The 15,457-nt window shown below is 63.3% G+C and carries 16 protein-coding genes and 1 pseudogene; 12 read left to right on the top strand and 5 right to left on the bottom strand.

The window, feature by feature from the left end:
- Position 1: 1 nt before the first annotated feature.
- Positions 2–529: a hypothetical protein gene (locus tag C9424_RS19885; protein ID WP_116768578.1), complete on the top strand. Its 528-nt coding sequence runs from the start codon at positions 2–4 to the stop codon at positions 527–529.
- Positions 526–1,086: an RES family NAD+ phosphorylase gene (locus tag C9424_RS19880; protein ID WP_116768593.1), complete on the top strand. Its 561-nt coding sequence runs from the start codon at positions 526–528 to the stop codon at positions 1,084–1,086. Before C9424_RS19885 ends, C9424_RS19880 begins: the two co-directional genes overlap by 4 nt.
- Here the strand turns inward: C9424_RS19880 and C9424_RS19875 are convergent.
- Entirely contained in the window at positions 1,079–1,276 is a 198-nt protein-coding gene (locus tag C9424_RS19875; RefSeq protein ID WP_116768577.1) for a hypothetical protein, read from the bottom strand. The two genes, C9424_RS19880 and C9424_RS19875, sit on opposite strands and share 8 nt — an antisense overlap.
- Before the next feature lie 916 nt (positions 1,277–2,192).
- On the opposite strand from C9424_RS19875, the gene C9424_RS19870 reads away from it, so the two are divergent.
- From C9424_RS19870 to C9424_RS19855, 3 genes are all read left to right on the top strand, one after another.
- Complete coding sequence (locus C9424_RS19870) at positions 2,193–2,675, top strand: hypothetical protein (RefSeq protein WP_133247548.1); 483 nt, start codon at positions 2,193–2,195, stop codon at positions 2,673–2,675.
- Between the two features lie 499 nt (positions 2,676–3,174).
- Entirely contained in the window at positions 3,175–3,861 is a 687-nt protein-coding gene (locus tag C9424_RS19860) for a hypothetical protein (RefSeq protein WP_133247547.1), read from the top strand.
- Between the two features lie 368 nt (positions 3,862–4,229).
- Positions 4,230–6,170: a hypothetical protein gene (locus C9424_RS19855; RefSeq protein WP_133247546.1), complete on the top strand. Its 1,941-nt coding sequence runs from the start codon at positions 4,230–4,232 to the stop codon at positions 6,168–6,170.
- A 56-nt stretch (positions 6,171–6,226) separates the two neighbouring features.
- On the opposite strand, the gene C9424_RS19850 is transcribed toward C9424_RS19855, so the two are convergent.
- The gene (locus tag C9424_RS19850; protein WP_116768572.1) at positions 6,227–6,580 is read right to left on the bottom strand and encodes a hypothetical protein; all 354 of its coding nucleotides are present in this window, start codon (positions 6,578–6,580) and stop codon (positions 6,227–6,229) included.
- 85 nt (positions 6,581–6,665) lie between these two features.
- Positions 6,666–7,469 (bottom strand): helix-turn-helix transcriptional regulator, encoded by an 804-nt coding sequence (locus C9424_RS21760; RefSeq protein WP_202615940.1) that lies wholly within the window; start codon positions 7,467–7,469, stop codon positions 6,666–6,668.
- Between the two features lie 572 nt (positions 7,470–8,041).
- On the opposite strand from C9424_RS21760, the gene C9424_RS22120 reads away from it, so the two are divergent.
- The 5 genes from C9424_RS22120 to C9424_RS19830 all read left to right on the top strand — a co-directional run bounded on the left by C9424_RS22120 (position 8,042) and on the right by C9424_RS19830 (position 11,316).
- Complete coding sequence (locus tag C9424_RS22120; RefSeq protein WP_272914168.1) at positions 8,042–8,164, top strand: hypothetical protein; 123 nt, start codon at positions 8,042–8,044, stop codon at positions 8,162–8,164.
- A 171-nt stretch (positions 8,165–8,335) separates the two neighbouring features.
- Positions 8,336–8,461 carry a hypothetical protein gene (locus tag C9424_RS22115; RefSeq protein ID WP_272914167.1) on the top strand — a complete coding sequence of 42 codons (126 nt, stop codon included), beginning with the start codon at positions 8,336–8,338 and terminating at the stop codon, positions 8,459–8,461.
- Positions 8,462–8,627: 166 nt separating this feature from the next.
- Positions 8,628–9,632 (top strand): tetratricopeptide repeat protein, encoded by a 1,005-nt coding sequence (locus C9424_RS19840; protein ID WP_133247545.1) that lies wholly within the window; start codon positions 8,628–8,630, stop codon positions 9,630–9,632.
- Between the two features lie 401 nt (positions 9,633–10,033).
- A complete protein-coding gene (locus tag C9424_RS19835; protein WP_116768569.1) occupies positions 10,034–10,429 on the top strand; it encodes a hypothetical protein in 396 nt (131 codons plus the stop codon).
- Positions 10,430–10,473: 44 nt separating this feature from the next.
- The gene (locus tag C9424_RS19830) at positions 10,474–11,316 is read left to right on the top strand and encodes a GIY-YIG nuclease family protein (RefSeq protein ID WP_116768568.1); all 843 of its coding nucleotides are present in this window, start codon (positions 10,474–10,476) and stop codon (positions 11,314–11,316) included.
- A 111-nt stretch (positions 11,317–11,427) separates the two neighbouring features.
- Here C9424_RS19830 and C9424_RS22255 read toward each other — a convergent pair whose 3' ends face one another.
- Together C9424_RS22255 and C9424_RS19825 are read right to left on the bottom strand one after the other, a co-directional pair.
- Entirely contained in the window at positions 11,428–11,655 is a 228-nt protein-coding gene (locus C9424_RS22255) for a helix-turn-helix domain-containing protein (protein WP_133247544.1), read from the bottom strand.
- Positions 11,636–11,925: pseudogene (locus C9424_RS19825) on the bottom strand (transposase); the annotation flags it as partial. The pseudogene C9424_RS19825 and the gene C9424_RS22255, both read right to left, overlap by 20 nt.
- Before the next feature lie 109 nt (positions 11,926–12,034).
- Between C9424_RS19825 and C9424_RS19820 the strand changes: the two are divergent.
- Entirely contained in the window at positions 12,035–13,267 is a 1,233-nt protein-coding gene (locus C9424_RS19820; protein WP_116768567.1) for a GIY-YIG nuclease family protein, read from the top strand.
- A 1,206-nt stretch (positions 13,268–14,473) separates the two neighbouring features.
- Positions 14,474–15,274: a hypothetical protein gene (locus C9424_RS19810; protein WP_237563583.1), complete on the top strand. Its 801-nt coding sequence runs from the start codon at positions 14,474–14,476 to the stop codon at positions 15,272–15,274.
- Positions 15,275–15,457: the final 183 nt, after the last annotated feature.

The following is a 15,457-nucleotide window of genomic DNA, read 5'->3' as shown; positions in this document are numbered from 1 at the left end:
TTTGGTGCATGAAAAGGTCAGCTCCGGCACCGCCGAGGGTGAAATCCTCGTCGAGGTTCTTGGCACCAGCCTGAAGCTCAAGGTTCATGCCGGTAAGGCCCTCCTGCCCAAGGGTTTCGCCTACGTGGAGCCGAAACGCAAAACCGGCCGCCGCAAGAAGACCTCGCGCCAGCCCCGGTCCCTGAACATCCAGGACACCAGCGGGTACGCCCCCGACGCCGTCGCGCTCAGGCTCGTCAAAACGCTCGGGAACAACACGGTCGCGGCACTCCTGGGCGTCAGCGCGGACCGGCCGGGCCGCTGGGCGTCCGGGGTCGAGGAGCCCACGCGGGAAAACCGCGCCGAACTGATGGACCTTGACGGGTTGGTCGGACACCTGCTGGCCGCCTTCACCCCAGAGCAGGCCACGTTGTGGCTGGAAGGGCAGAACCCGCACCTTGGCGCCAGGCCCATCGACGTGTACCGGATCGACGGCGCCGCACCGGTGATCGAAGCCATGAAGGCCTTCGAGCAAGGGGCGTTCGCCTGAGCACGGACTACTGGCGGGTCATCAACTGGCATCCCCGCGCAACGAGCCCTGCCGAGAACGGGCACCCGCTCTTTGTCTGGCCGCACCAGGGCAGCGGACGCGTGGACGATCCGGACGGCGACTGCCGGGTGCTCTACGTGGGCGACACTGCACAGGGGGCCATCGCCGAAGCCTTCGGGCAGTTCTCCCGCTGGACCGCGCCCATCCTGGCGGTGCCGCCCAGTGCCCCCGCGGGGACGGTCAAGGCGCTCGTCCGGTACGAGGGCGATCCCGCCGTCCTGGATCTGGACGACCCTTACGAGCTGCAGGACCTCGGACTGCGCCCGAGCAGCGTGGTCTCACGTCAACGCCCCGTTACCCAGCAGTGGGCCCGGGCCATTTACGACAGGGGCGGCCACGACGGCATTTCCTGGTGGTCCTACTACGAGCCCATGTGGGCCAGCTTCGGGCTGTGGGAGTATGCGGGACTCCGCGTCGCCGACGACCCGGTGCCGCTGAGCCTGACGCACCCGGATGTGCTGGAGGCCGCAGGCGTCATCAAGCGGCTCTTCAGCTGACGCTACAGTCCTTGGAACGGTCCTGCATGGCCTGCAGGTCTGCCGCCAGGGCAGTCATAGCCGACGTCGGCGGCTCAACCTCTCCCGCGGTCTCCCCGCGGCTGTCCCCGAACCACTTGTGCCAGACGGTCGCGGCGACCGCCGGGGTGATGGGCTCGCCGGCGGCCATCAGCGCGGCGAAGTCCTCCATTTCCGGGTCGTACTCGTCCTAGGGTGCCCCGTGGGCCATGACGCCGAGCAGGTCGTGGGCGTTGAGGCGCTCGGTGATGGCGGCCTTCAGGGCGGAGAGCCCCAGAGCGTTCGTGGTCATGGCGACAGTCTAGGAGGGAAGCGGGACGATCCTCACCCGGTCGATGCACCGCGCAAGGTCCTCCTTAATGGCGTGGCTCCAGCCGTTTTGACGACGTAACACCGGCAATAAACCAAGAGCTGCCATGTCCAAAGATTGGTCTACCGGCTACTATCACGCATGTCACGCACATCGCACCGAGTTGTTTGGGGGACTCTTGTCGTACAAATCCGCGCACATCAGGAAATGGGTTTCTGCTGCACTCGGTGCGGCACTTCTCGGCTCCAGCCTCGTCACTGGCCTTAGCGCCGCAAGCGCCTCCGTCAACTTCCCGGGCTACCTGCACGTGGCACCAGGCGTGACCGGCGGATCGGGCACGGTGAGAGTCACGGAGGGCACTTCGAGCTACGCAGTCATCACCTACAGCGATCCGCGGTGCGTCGGTCAGGGCGGCAAATACTCCAACCCGAACATCGCTGCTTCCTCCATTACAATCGGCTCAAATGTATATAAAGCGCCAGCTTTAACGCAGTGGAACCGAACAAATACAAACGGTTACACCTTCAATAATGTGACATGCAAGGACGGCGCCGGGAACACGATTTCCGGAGTGACCTACCACGTGGCGGAATACCAACTGTCGTGGAGTATTGACTACTCCTGCCGCGCTCCGGGCACTCAGGTGAGGGGAACTATCTCATCGCTGGATACATACCCGTCTTCCGACACAATTCCTGCCAATGGCCCCCTCCCCGCTTCGTGCCTCTCCGCGCCGGTTCCGACGATCACGGGCACGGCGAAGGTCGGTTCGACGCTGATGGCTGTTCCGGGCACCTGGGGACCGGCGCCGGTGGCGCTGACCTACCAGTGGAAGGCCAACGGCGTCGCCATCACCGGCGCGACCGCCGCCACGTACAAGCCCGGCGCGGCCCAGCTGGGCAAGACCATCACGGTCACCGTCACCGGAACCAAGGCCGGGTACGCGACCAAGTCGAAGACCTCCACCGCCACGGTCGCGGTTGCACCGGGCACGCTCGGACCGGCACCTGTGCCGACCATCACGGGAACGGTGAAAGTCGGCTCGACGCTGACCGCAGTCCCGGGGAGGTGGGGTCCGGCGCCAGTGGCCCTGACCTATCAGTGGAAGGCCAACGGTGTCTCCATCACCGGCGCGACCGCCGCGACCTACAAGCTCACGACGGCCCAGGCGGGCAAGACCATCACGGTCACCGTCACCGGCACCAAGACCGGCTACACGACCAAATCGAAGACCTCAGCGGCCACTGCCCGGGTTGTTTGATGGAGTTAGTTCGACGTGGCGCTTGGTTGAAGAGGCACCATTGTGCCGAGCATCAGAGGGTTATGAATTTCGCATCGACCAATATGGGGGACTCTTGTCGTACAAATCCGCGCACATCAGGAAATGGGCATCTGCCGCACTCGGTGCAGCCCTTCTCGGCACCAGCCTCGTCACTGGGCTCAGCGCGGCAAACGCCAGCGCCGGCGTAGGCATCGCGGGGGTCATAACTCCGGGCACCACCGGGGGCAGCGGGACGGTGACCTTCTCGTTCCGCCAGGGGGTAACGACCGCGTACAACGACCCGAGGTGCGTCCCCAGCACGTATCTCCAAGCTCCGCCGCCGGGCGCGGGCGCCGTTGTGACGATCGGAGGGAAGACGTACACATCCCCGCCGGCATCGCAGTGGCCGTCGCACTCCATTACGACGCCCACGACAGGGTGCCATGGCCCGGTACCCGCGGGGCAGCCGCCATTCGATGGGCAATACTTCCCTGACGCGGTGGGCACCGAGACGGATCACCTGCTCACGTGGAGCATGAGCTACAGCTGCCAGGCCGCCGGGACACCGGTCATCCTTGCGGACAGCTCCGGGGCCGGGGTGACCACCTCCGTCCCTGCCAATGGACCCCTCCCGGCCTCGTGCACGGCACTCTCCGCGCCGGTGCCGACGTCCACGGGAACGGCCAAAGTCGGATCGACGCTGACCGCCGTCCCGGGGACGTGGGGGCCCGCGCCGGTGGCGCTGACCTACCAGTGGAAGGCCAACGGCGTCGCCATCACCGGCGCGACCGCCGCCATCTATAAAATCGCCGCCGCCCAACTGGGCAAGACCCTCACGGTCACCGTCACCGGTACGAAGACCGGGTATACGACCAAGTCGAAGACAGCCACGGCCACCGCCGCGGTTGCCCCGGGCACGCTAGGGCCGGCCCCGGTGCCGACGATCACGGGAACGGCCAAAGTCGGATCGACGCTGACCGCCGTCCCGGGGACGTGGGGGCCCGCGCCGGTGGTGCTCACCTATCAGTGGAAAGCCAACGGCGTCGCCATCACCGGCGCGACCGCCGCCATCTATAAAATCGCCGCCGCCCAACTGGGCAAGACCCTCACGGTCACGGTCACCGGCACCAAGGCCGGCTACACCACCAAGTCGAAGACCTCCGCTGCCACGGTCCAGATAGTTTGACGGGACTAGTTCGGCAGTCCTGTCCAATGTGGCTGATCAACACAAGTCGGATTGGGTAGCTTTGTTGACCGTGCTCCATTGCTGCGTCGTCACTAAAGGAAAACACAAGGTCTTCTGTTCGACTCGCGGCTAGACTCGCGGCAGAGGCGAGCGGGCTGGTCCTGCACGGAAGAATCTATTGGGGGAACATGCTTCTCTTTGCCAGTGAGCTGCGTATGCGGCTGGCCATTTCAGTCCTGGTCTGCTTGTCACTCTTGTTCGTTTGGGGCCACCCCGCAGCAGCAGCCGTTGACACGTCGACCGCAAGCATCAGCGGGAAGATCACCGTGCCCGCCGGCGTCAAGTTGACCTCCTTGAGCGTGGACTCAATGACCAGTTCTGGCGGTTCCGCGAACATTGGCTTCATCAGTGCCGACGGGACGTACACGGTGCCCTGGCTGACAGCGGGCTCCTACAAACTAAACTTCCGTGCCGTTTATGGCATCGACAGCGGCACATTGCCGCAGTGGTACAACAATGCGACGACCTTCGAGACGGCAACCCCGGTGACCGTCACCGCGGGCCAAGCCGTCAGCGGCATCGACGTCACCCTGAAAAAGGCTGCCAGCATCAGCGGCAAGATCACGGCGCCGCCGGGGGTCGACCTGACCAAAGTGAGGGTTTATTCCTACGCGGCCGGGTCCGGCGCTTACGTGGGACTTAGCTTAGTGGGCGCCGACGGGACATACAGGATTTCCGCGCTAGTTGCGGGTAGCTACAAACTGGACTTCGGCGGGGCCGACACCAACGCACTTCCGCAGTGGTACAACAACGCGACCTCATCCGAGACTGCAACCTCGGTGACCGTGACCGCCGGCCAAGACCTCACCGGCATCAACGCCACCCTCAAGAAGGCTTCTACCATCAGCGGGAAAATCACTGCGCCGCCCGGTGTCGACCTGACCCTCGTGGGCGTATCTGCTCAACCGGCGGCCGGGTCGGGCAATTCCGCGGGCTATGCCTCGGTGGGCGCCGATGGGACGTACAAGGTGTCGGCGCTGGCAGCGGGCAGTTACAAACTGGTCTTCGGCGGGAGTGTCACCAACGCCCTTACGCAGTGGTACAAGGACGCAACCTCGTTCGAGACGGCCACCCCGGTGACCGTAGCCGCGGGCCAGGACCTCGCCGGCATCAACGTCGCACTCAAGAAGGGTTCCAGCATCAGCGGGAAGGTCACCGCGCCGCTTGGCGCCAGCCCGGCCGGCGGCTTTGTACGCGCGTATCCGGTCGGGTCCCCCAGCTTGATGGCCTCAGTATTTCCTGTCGGCGCCGACGGAACCTTCAATTTATCGCGGCTGGCGGCGGGCAGTTACAACTTATTCTTCGACGGAACAAACACCATCCCTCAGCAGTGGTACAAGAACGCAACCTCCGTCGAGACGGCAGTCCCGGTGACCGTCACCGAGGGCCAAGACCTCACGGGCATCGACTTTGCTCTTTTCGTCAAACCATTGGTCCTCGGACCCACTCCGGTGCCGACAATCACGGGCACAGCGAAAGTCGGATCCACCCTGACGGCTGTCCCGGGAACCTGGGGTCCGGCTCCCGTGACCCTGGCGTACCAGTGGAAGGCCAACGGCGTCGCCATCACCGGCGCGACCACCTCCACCTACAAGCTCGCTGCGGGCCAGGCGGGCAAGGCGCTCACAGTCAGTGTCACCGGAATGAAGGTCGGCTACACCATGAGCATGAAGACCTCCTCGGCTACGGCAGTAGTTGCCGCGGGTTCGCTCGGGCCGGCTCCGGTTCCGACGATCACGGGTACGGCGAAAGTCGGCTCGATCCTGACGGCTGTCCCGGGAACGTGGGGCCCGTCGCCGGTGGCGCTGACCTATCAGTGGAAGGCCAACGGAGTCGCCATCACCGGCGCGACCGCCTCCACCTACAAGCTTGCCGCCGCCCAGGTGGGGAAGACCGTCACGGTCACCGTCACCGGGACCAAGGCCGGGTACACGACCAAATCAAAGACCTCCACCGCTACGGTCGCGGTGGCTCCGGGCTCGCTCGGACCGGCTCCGGTTCCGACGATCACGGGAACGGTGAAGGTCGGTTCCACCCTGACGGCGGTTCCGGGAACCTGGGGGCCGGCCCCGGTGGCCCTGACCTATCAGTGGAAGGCCAACGGCGTCTCCATCGTTGGCGCGACCGCTGCGACCTACAAGCTCACGGCGGGCCAGGCGGGCAAGACCATCACGGTCACCGTCACCGGCACCAAGACCGGCTACACCACTAAGTCGAAGACCTCAGCAACCTCTGTCCAGGTCGTGTGACCACTGGCCCCGTGCCCGGCACGTAACCGACTGTCGCGAGTTGGCCCCCTGACGTGTCAGGAAGCGGGTTCCAGTTTGGAGAGGCGCTCTGCGACACGGCTCCCGACACGGCGCGCCTTGGGGCATTTGGCCAGCCACCGCTTCAGCACGGCGATCTCCTCGTCCTTCTGGGAGAGCTTTCGGTGGACGATGGCGGCCTGCTCGGTGTACCAGGGCGCGGGCTCGCGGCCGCCGGCGTCTTTTTTGGCGGCCTCGATGGCTTTGTAGCAGAGGACGAGTGGCTCATCGAGCCGGCCCTCGCGTTTCAGCTGCTTGATCGGCTCTACGAGCTCGAGATAGTGGACCCGCTTCACAGGCGGCCAAGTGGAGTCGGTGTCCGACGCCGAGGCCCAGCAAATCATCGACGTCATCAAGGCGAACGGCTTCTGCAAGGCCTAAGCCACTGACCTGCCCGGGCCGTGACGCGCTGGCGCGCCGACCTGGAAGTCGAAAGGGTCAAGGCCTGTCGTGTTCGGTGTCATTGAAGCGGAAATTGGCAGCCGTCGCTGTCAATAGACCCAGTTCGTGTGCAGTTTGCACTGCCATCAGGCGGTCGCGCACATCTAGCTTGCGGTAGATGTGCTCCAAGTGCTTTCCAACGGTGCGCGGCGAGATGCTGAGCCGTCTGGCCAGACCCTCCGCGGTTAGCCCCTGGCTCAGGAGAGTCACTATCGTCATTTCTCGCGCCGTCAAATCGTGTGCGGAGCCATCCAGGCTTGCCCCGCTATTCGACTGCGCAATCCCAAAGTGGAGGGCAAGCAAGGTCAGAATTGGCTGCAACAGCCTAGCCAAGGCAAGCTCCTGCTCGGTGAAGTCACGGTCAGGCCGGGAGACAAGGTAGGCATTATGGTCGCCTCCGCCTATTTGCAACGGTATGGACAACTGATGGTTCATCCCCCACGGCCGGGACACTTCCTCCCAAGCCCGTTTTAGGCTGCTATCAGCCAGAGCATCAGGAACTCGCCCGAAGGACTGAGGTCCCGACTGTCCGGAAAACGCATACCAACGCAACAGCGGCTGTTGTCTAAAGTCATAGCCCCCAGGTGGTTCATCGGGTATGTAATCCCGGGGCCAGCAACCGAGGACGTGATCCTCCCATGCCGGGCTCACACGGTTTCGCGTGCAGCACGCACCATTAAACGACTGACGAAGGAGAACAAGGAGTTGCTCCTCGTATCGCGAAGACACCCCGAGCGGTTGCTGAAAGATTTCTCCCAAGAATTCCAGCCACGTCCTGTACTGCTCCTCATTACGGGCCACGCCTGCATTCTAGATCTGGACGCGCCCGGGCAACGCAACAAAATGCTTTCCAGCGGCGCGGCTGCAAGTGACCACCGGACGTACGTATAACTGCTTATTGGGACAAATGCCTCTCGTCTATATTCTGAGTTTTAGCAGGATGGACTGCAAAAGAAGTCGGACAGGTCCTGCAGACATGTTCCATAGGAACCGACTCACCGCCGCGGCACCTGGCATCGTCGCGGCCGTAGCCTCGCCGGCCCTCGCCGGCTCGAGACTAAACCATTCAGATCCGCTCACCACGCGCTAAACGCACCAATCGAGGCACCACCATGAAGACCACCAAATACATCCTTTGGGCTGCCTTGGCAGCACTAGGCACTGTCGTCGTAACCGCAGCTCCGGTCCTCGCCGGGGAGAGGCTCAACCATTCAGAGCCGCTCGTTAGCCGGTAGCCAAAGCCCTGTTCGTCCTCACCGGAGCCGGGTTCGCGGCCACCACTGGCCGCTCCCGCCTCTGGCGGGCATCAAAATCAGCCATTCAGAGCCACCTCGGTATCCGGCAACAGACAGATCTAAGAAGGGGGATTCACCGTGAAAACCACCAAACGCGTCGCTCTCGCAGTCCTGGCAGCACTGGGCCTTGCCGCCGCGGCCGCCGCACCCGCCCTCGCAGGTGTGGCCATCAACCACTCCGAACCGCTCACGGGGCGGTAAGCCGTCCGTACCTTAGGAGGAATCATCATGAAGAAGACCACGAAACGCCTGTTCTGGACCGTCGCCTGCGCCCTGGGCCTGGCCGCCGCACCGGCCCTGGCAGGCGTCCCGTTGAACCACTCCGAACCGTTCATCGGACGGTAAGCATCCCGCACCTGAGGAGGAATCATCATGAAGACGACCACCAAACGCCTGTTCTGGACCGTCGCCTGCGCCCTGGGTCTGGCCGCCGCGACGGCCGCACCCGCCCTGGCGGGTGTGGCGTTCAACCACTCCGAACCGCTGGCTGGAAGGTGACATGTTCGGCGGGCGTATAGGGGCCAGACGACGGAATCGCCTGGCCCTCATTTCTTTGGCGGCCGGCGATCGAAACCGGGCCGCCGAGGTGGCGGGTGCTGCCTTGGCGGGATTGCGCGTGCGCCGGCATCGGCTGCCAGCCGCCACGGCACGCGCGGACGTCCTGATGGCCCTTGCCACGGCTGCTGAGGAAGCAAGGAACCATGATGACGCGATTGGACATCTCCGAGCGGCGGTCGAGGTTCTTCAGGCCGTCCGTCGGTCGGCGATGAGGGATGTGTGGCTAAGTGAGGTGTTCACACGGCTCGGTGACACCTTGCGTCTCGCCGGGCGCTACGGGCAGGCATCCGAGATGTTGGCCGCCGCCTATCAGTTGGCGGAGCAGAACCCGAAAGAACTCCTCCGCATGGCCGCCATCTGCAATGCTCAGGGGATCCTGGCGAAGGACACCGGGCATTTCGGGGAAGCCGAGGGGCACTACGCCCAGGCGCAGCTGCTGACGACCCAGGTATTGGGGCCGGACACCCCGGAGGCGGCGGGCATCTATCACAACGTCGCCGGCCTGTTGCACGTCCAGGGCCCCTTTGATGAAGCCGAGCCCGCAATACGGACAGCGTTGGAGCTTCGCGAGCGTGCTGACCCTCCGGACCCGGTGGGGGTAGCGGCCGATACATCGGTCCTAGGGGCCGTTCTCGCAGGGCAGGAGCGCCTCCCGGAAGCCGAGGCTGCGCTGCAGACTGCCCTCCGAATGTGGCAGGCACATTTCGGCCCTGACCATTACGAAGTCGCGGTCCAGCTGCACAACCTCGCTGCCATACAGCAGAAGAAAAAGGCCTTCGCAGCCGCTGAGGCCGGGTACTTGGAGGCCTTCCTCATCAAGGAGCGAGTCTTGGGCGAGGGCCATCCTGAAATAGCAGCCCTGCTGAACAACCTGGCTTCTCTCAGGAGCGACGAGGGAAGAACCACGGAATCACTGGAGCTGTACGACAGGGCACTGGCCATCTTTGGGTCTACTTTAGGCCCGGACCACCCGAACACTAAGGTCTGTGAAGCGAATCGCCTGCACGTGGTCGGCCCGGCTAGAGAATCCAGACTCCGGCCGCAGGCTGAAGACTGCGTGGCGGCTACAGTAGCGATGACTCCCAACCCTGGGCCCCGGCGGTTTCGTTGAACACGCTGACATCACACAGCTTCCAGCTTGGCGAGGCGTTCTGCGATCCGGCTCCCGTCCCTCGGGTCCGCCGACTCTGGTCATGGACTCGCTTCTACGGAGGGGTGACACCCGGCGCGCGCGAGTTTCACTTGCCGGCCAACGGTGCATGACGTTTGCCATTGCACAAGGGCTCCGATCAGGTTGACGTTCAGGCGGTGACCGAAATCCGGCTCGCGATCATCAATCGGCCCCTGCGTTCCAGGATCGATGCTCGAATCTTGGGCTCATCGTGATGCCGCCACCGTGAGCTTCCGAACTGCCGTAGCAATCGGTGCGACAAGGCTCCCGCCGCGGAGGTCGGCTAACCTCTGAGGGGCCCCGTGTTTGTCCGGGGCACACTGAACACTCCTGGGGGAACCATGAAGAAGATCATTGCTGCCGCATCGCTCACCGCTCTGACAGCACTGCTCGTCACCGGTTGCGCCGGCTCACCGAAGGCCGAGACGCCAGCCGCCCTGACAGCGGCGGCATCCGCGGCAGCCGTGGCTCCTGTTAGCCAGATCCCGAGGCCGGACGCTGCCCAGGCCGCTAGCCTGCGCGCCGACCTCGCCAAGATCAACCCGCTACTGGACAACGGCAAGGCTGTCGACAACGCCCGCAACCAATGCACCAGCATCCTCGGCGGCGTCGCTGCGGACAAACTCATCACCGTGGCCAAGGCCCGGTTCACCGGTGGCAAAGTGAAGTCGGTCTCCGACACTGAGGCGCAGCAGATCATCGACGTCATCAAGGCGAACGGGTTCTGCAAGGCCTGATCGTGAACGTTCGAGGCGGTCGGTCGATTAGGAGAAGGCAGTAAATGGATAACGACATCTCGGGCGGTCTGCGCCTCGGAAATCTCTTCGACGCGGCTGGGCTCGCACCAGAGGGAGTGCTGGTTATCCGGCATACGCTCAAACCTGATGGGCTGAAGACGCGGGCGGATGCGATGGGACCCAACCTCCTGCCGTACGTGCGGGAACAAGGCATCCGCAACCGCAAACTGCCCGCGACTCCTCCTAAGATCTGGCTGAACTTCCTCGCCACTACCGGACGGCGGGCCCGGTTCCTTACCGCGCACGAGAACCATGGCGAAGTCCTTGCAGAGCGCACGGACCTTCGCCGCTACTTCGACCTACGGCCCTCGCCGGTGTTCGCCGCCCTGGAGGACCGCCTGGTTATTGAGTGGACAAACGACCCGGTGAACTGGGCCAAGACAGGGGACCAGGCAACCTCCATGAGTGTTGTCGAGGTCGCCGACCCGGCCAGCGTGCCGTTCCCCGGATTCGACTCGCTCCTTGTCAGCTACGACGAGCTCCAGGCCGTCATCTCGGATGACCGCTACGGGCAATGGCAGACGGCCCTCAGATCCGTCCAGGGCATCTACCTCATCGCCGACACCAGCACCGGCAAACTGTATGTGGGGAAAGCCGACGGCGCCGAACGCTTCCTGGGCCGCTGGAGCGAGTACGCCAGGAACGGCCACGGCGGCAACGTCGCCCTTCGGGAGCTGGCCGCCGCCGACGCCCGGCACCGGCAGCACTTCCAGTTCAGCATCCTGCAGGTCTTCTCACCGAGCGCGCCGGCCGCCCAAGTGGATGCAGCCGAAGCCCACTTCAAGCGGGCTCTCCTCACGCGGCAGTTCGGCATGAACCTGAACTGACAGGATAGGGCCGTCTTCTATAGGCCTCAACACATGGACTGGACTTTATCCCAGATTTCACACAGAGGGCGTCAACTGCAGACGACCTTACGATGCATCAAGGGGTGTGGCCTATTCCGGTAGGCGTCCCTCATGCCTGATCTTTGCCTCGATAGCGGTCGCCTCACGGTTCAGGTCCAGGAGCGGGATCTGGAGCGCCGTGGCGATATTCTCGATGTCGTTCACGGAGAACGGCGTCTCATCCCTCAACCTCTTAGCCAAGTAGTTCTGGGAGTTTCCGAGCTTTGTGGCCAGCGCCGGGCCCGAGAGCCTCTGTCGGCCCATGTGCCCGCGGATCACTTCTGAAACCTGACGGCATCAGGCGGGACGGGTGGTCGTAGGGTCTGCGGTGGTGCCAGGCGGCCTCGACGAGCAGCCGGCGGGCGTGGGTGTTGCCGGTTTTCGTGATCGAGCCCTGGGACCGGAACGCCCCGGAGGAATGCTCGGTCGGCACCAGCCACGGGTACGCGCCGATCGTGGAGCCGGTGAACCGGTCCCAATCGCCGATCTCCACGGCGAGCCAAATGCTGTCAGGGTCGAGATGCCGCGCAGGCATTCCAGCGTCCGGACAGTCTAGGCCGACGCGCCACGGCTTGGCGGTCGCAAATCGTCTCGGTGCGCAGATGTAGTGCTTGGTACCCTCATCTCGTGCGTATCCACGCGCCGACTAGGGGGAAGTATGGACGTGTCTCAACCAGCGGGCTGGTATCCGGTTCGAGGTCATGAACATTTGGTTGATCTGGTGCAATGGTGGGACGGGAGCCAATGGGAGATCCGGCTCGGAAATGTCGTCAGTGACGGAGAACGGGACGCGCGGAAAGCTGAACTAGTTCGGCTGCAATCCGAGATCGACGCTGCCAAAGAGCTTTTGAAGCACCTGGAGGAAGCGGCGGCTGCTGTGTCGACCGATAACCTTCCGGCCGCCCTCGGCTTCCACGATTACAAAACGATTGCGGACAATTCCGTGTCTGTCATGAGTGAAATTGAGTCGCTCAGGTCCCAGGCGAAAGCGCTTATCCGCAACAAATCTGCAGTATCTGTGAACAACCCTTTGTGGATGACGTCCACCGACGGCTCGATGGTCGACATGCCCAAAAAATTTGCAGCCAGCATCGGGCCACTCCTCCTGAACATCCTGAACATTCAAATGGAAATTGAAGCCACCCGGAAGACTGGAAGCTTCTGGGACGGCCAGCGGCGACTCAACAAGACCTGGGACAAGCTAAACAAGATTGGCGTCGAATTCGGAGCTTACTTGGAGGCCAAATATTATCTGCTGCGTGAAGACGAATTAAGGCTCCTGGAGGTACACCGCAACAGTGTGCTGAGGGAGAAAGAGGAAGAGCGTGAGCGCCGGGCGGAATTGCGGGAAGAAGCCCAGGCTCAGCGGGAGCTTGAGGCAGAACGGGCAAAGCTGCAGAAAGAGTTGGACCATTACTACAACGTCATGGTGGCGCTGGAGGCCCAAGGTGACAAGACTGGAATCGCCCGGGTGGAGGAGCAGATACTCGCTCTCGAAGAAGAGCTGAAGGAAATCGACTTCCGCGCCGCGAACATCAGGGCAGGCTACGTCTACGTCATCTCCAACGTGGGCGCCTTCGGACCGGACATCGTCAAGATCGGTCTCACTAGGCGTTTGGACCCCCTCGACCGGATCCGGGAGCTGAGCAGTGCCTCGGTTCCATATAGATACGACGTGCATGCGTTATTCTTCTCTGCTGACGCCGTGAGCATCGAGTCCATGTTGCACTGCCACTTCGATGACCGTCGAGTGAACCGCGTGAACCGTCGCAAGGAATTCTTCCGGGTCCGCCCGGACGAGGTTTTGGCCGCGCTGCGAGAACACGACGTAGAACTGATCGACTGGATCGACGAGGCTGAGGCCGAGGAATACCGACTGGGGCTCAACTAGAACCAGCACCTGATCGTTCTAAATTCTGGCGCCCGAAGTGGCTGCCACTCCGGTGCCACAAACTTCCAAGTAGACGGGCCACTTCGCGCCAGCACTCAGGACAAGTGCCCCGCGGGATTCCGCCGATGCGTTATTGGAAGTTCTTCCAAATAGATCTACATCTCACAGTCGGTCGTCCCTTCTTTTTCGAAGTCGTGAGCGGTTCGATACGACAACTGGCTACACCATGCCCCGCGGCCATTTCGTATACCTGTCAGCCCAGAATCAGAGCTACAGCGGGACCGTCACCTTCCGGGTCACCGTGGACGGAGCCGTGGTCTCCACGAACACGTCCGGCGGCGGTTACGGGATCGCGAGCTGCTCGGACTGCTGTGTTCAACTGTTCTTCCTACCCTTCGGATCCACCGCGTGATTAGAGGGGGAACAAGAATACAGCAGTCTGAGCAACCCTTGAAATGTCCAGGTCACGCGCGGCAATCGCTTTCCCTGCGTCGGGGTCGGAGAAGATCACGCGATGTGCGTGAGCATCCTCGGCTTCATCTGTTGCCTGAGGCAGCGGTGCTTCCATCATAGGCATCATGTTTACGGCATAGCAGGGGCGGTGTCTCGCCGACGCGCCATGGCGGTTGAGGGGATCCCTGGCATTCCCGGAACCGGGCGTCAGTCGACGGTGTAGTTCAGGCAGTAGTTCTCGAACTCCTCGATGTGTTCGTCGGATTCGCACTCGCTCGGGAGAGAAGGCCTACGGGGTGAAGACGTCTTGGCAGGTCTTGCAGGGGACCGGTCCAAAGACATCCCGTTGATCCCGGCCCACGGCGCCGCGGTCGGATGTGTGGGCCGATCGGCACTAGTAGTGCTTCTTGCTGATCCCTAGCGTGGGTCCCACCGGTGTCGCAACTCAAACGGGGCGGGGCAGTTTCGGGGGATGGTGGGAACATGCGCGTTCATCGGATCCGTGCTTCTCGGCAAGGTCTCGCGCTCTCGGTGGTGCTTGCGCTTCTCCTCGGAGCATGTGCGCAAGGGGGTACGCCGCCGTCGTCAACGCGGTCGTCGTCAGGTTCGGGCAATGCGGCCTGCGATCTCATCACACCGGAGATTGCAGCCAAGGTCGATCCGAGTTTCGCCGGCACGGGACAAATCCAGTCGGGCGATACGGCAGGGAGCCCCGCATACCAGTGTGGCTACATCAGCAAGTCGGACAAAGGCATGAACGCCCTGACCGTCACGTTGACTTCTCCCGCATCGGCGGCCGACATTGCCGAGGGGAAGAAGACCCCGGACTGCTCGCCCTTGGCAGGCATTGGCGACTTCGCGTGCTTTCAGTGGACGGGGTGGTTCCGCGGCGAGGCTAACGGGGCGTCGGCGAACACGGTCCTCAAGGCGGTACGCGGCAACGAGTCTCTAGACCTGCGTGTCGTGGCCACGCCACCGATGTCTCCGGGAATCCCCGTACCCGACGGCAACGCCACGGCCCGCGCGCTCGCCCAAGCGGCCGTCGAGGGCGGGTGGGGCAACGGGAGCGCGCTCAGCGTTCCGTCCGCACCGCCCGTCGGTCCGCAGACCACGACAGACAATCCCGTGTGCGCCCTGGTCAGCGCCGATGCACTCAAGCAGGCGTTCGACGCCACAACCCAGGCTCAGGTCCTCCCAGGCGAGGGCAACTGCCGGTACACTTTCGGCGCGGTGGGCACTCCCGGACCGGACTCGCTCATATTTTCTATCGAATTCCATCCGGGCGGTGCTTCATTGCTGTCCCGGCCGGTGCCGGACGGCCAAGAGATCGAGGGCGTCGGAGACAGAGCGATCCTCATAGTCCGGTCAGACCCTGGCGGACCTAAGTCCCTCCGACCCCCAAGCGAGGTACCGCTCACGTACATGTCCCTCATGGTGGCCCGCGGACAGAACATGGCCATCTTCACCACACAGATCCTGATCTCCCCGACCGGTCCCACAACCGAACAGACTAAGGACAGGTTCATCGCTCTCGTCAAAGGGATCAATTTCTGATCCGGGGTCGCTCTGCGCAGGGACGATCTTCCACGCCAGGAAATGAAGGGGCAGTCAACTGCGGGGCTCTGGTGCGGTTGAGGCCGCTGGGCTGACATGAAGATGGTGGACGGCGTCGTGGATCGCGGGTCGGGCAAGTTCAGGGTCCTTCCCTTTAGCCCGATGACCAGGACTTGCGTCCCC

Source organism: Arthrobacter sp. H-02-3 (genome assembly GCF_003097355.1).
Taxonomy (GTDB): domain Bacteria; phylum Actinomycetota; class Actinomycetes; order Actinomycetales; family Micrococcaceae; genus Arthrobacter; species Arthrobacter humicola.
The sequence above is the reverse complement of the archived record's forward strand: the minus strand, read 5'-3'. Positions and strand labels throughout refer to the sequence as shown.

Bases quoted from the DNA above. Each gene is read 5' to 3' on its own strand.
- C9424_RS19875 (WP_116768577.1), bottom strand. From the start codon at position 1,276: ATGGAGGACTTCGCCGCGCTGATGGCCGCCGGCGAGCCCATCACCCCG.
- C9424_RS19870 (WP_133247548.1), top strand. From the start codon at position 2,193: ATGGCTGTTCCGGGCACCTGGGGACCGGCGCCGGTGGCGCTGACCTAC.
- C9424_RS19855 (WP_133247546.1), top strand. From the start codon at position 4,230: ATGACCAGTTCTGGCGGTTCCGCGAACATTGGCTTCATCAGTGCCGAC.
- C9424_RS19850 (WP_116768572.1), bottom strand. From the start codon at position 6,580: ATGACGTCGATGATTTGCTGGGCCTCGGCGTCGGACACCGACTCCACT.
- C9424_RS22115 (WP_272914167.1), top strand. From the start codon at position 8,336: ATGAAGACGACCACCAAACGCCTGTTCTGGACCGTCGCCTGCGCCCTG.
- C9424_RS19840 (WP_133247545.1), top strand. From the start codon at position 8,628: ATGGCCCTTGCCACGGCTGCTGAGGAAGCAAGGAACCATGATGACGCG.
- C9424_RS19835 (WP_116768569.1), top strand. From the start codon at position 10,034: ATGAAGAAGATCATTGCTGCCGCATCGCTCACCGCTCTGACAGCACTG.
- C9424_RS19830 (WP_116768568.1), top strand. From the start codon at position 10,474: ATGGATAACGACATCTCGGGCGGTCTGCGCCTCGGAAATCTCTTCGAC.
- C9424_RS19820 (WP_116768567.1), top strand. From the start codon at position 12,035: ATGGACGTGTCTCAACCAGCGGGCTGGTATCCGGTTCGAGGTCATGAA.
- C9424_RS19810 (WP_237563583.1), top strand. From the start codon at position 14,474: ATGAACGCCCTGACCGTCACGTTGACTTCTCCCGCATCGGCGGCCGAC.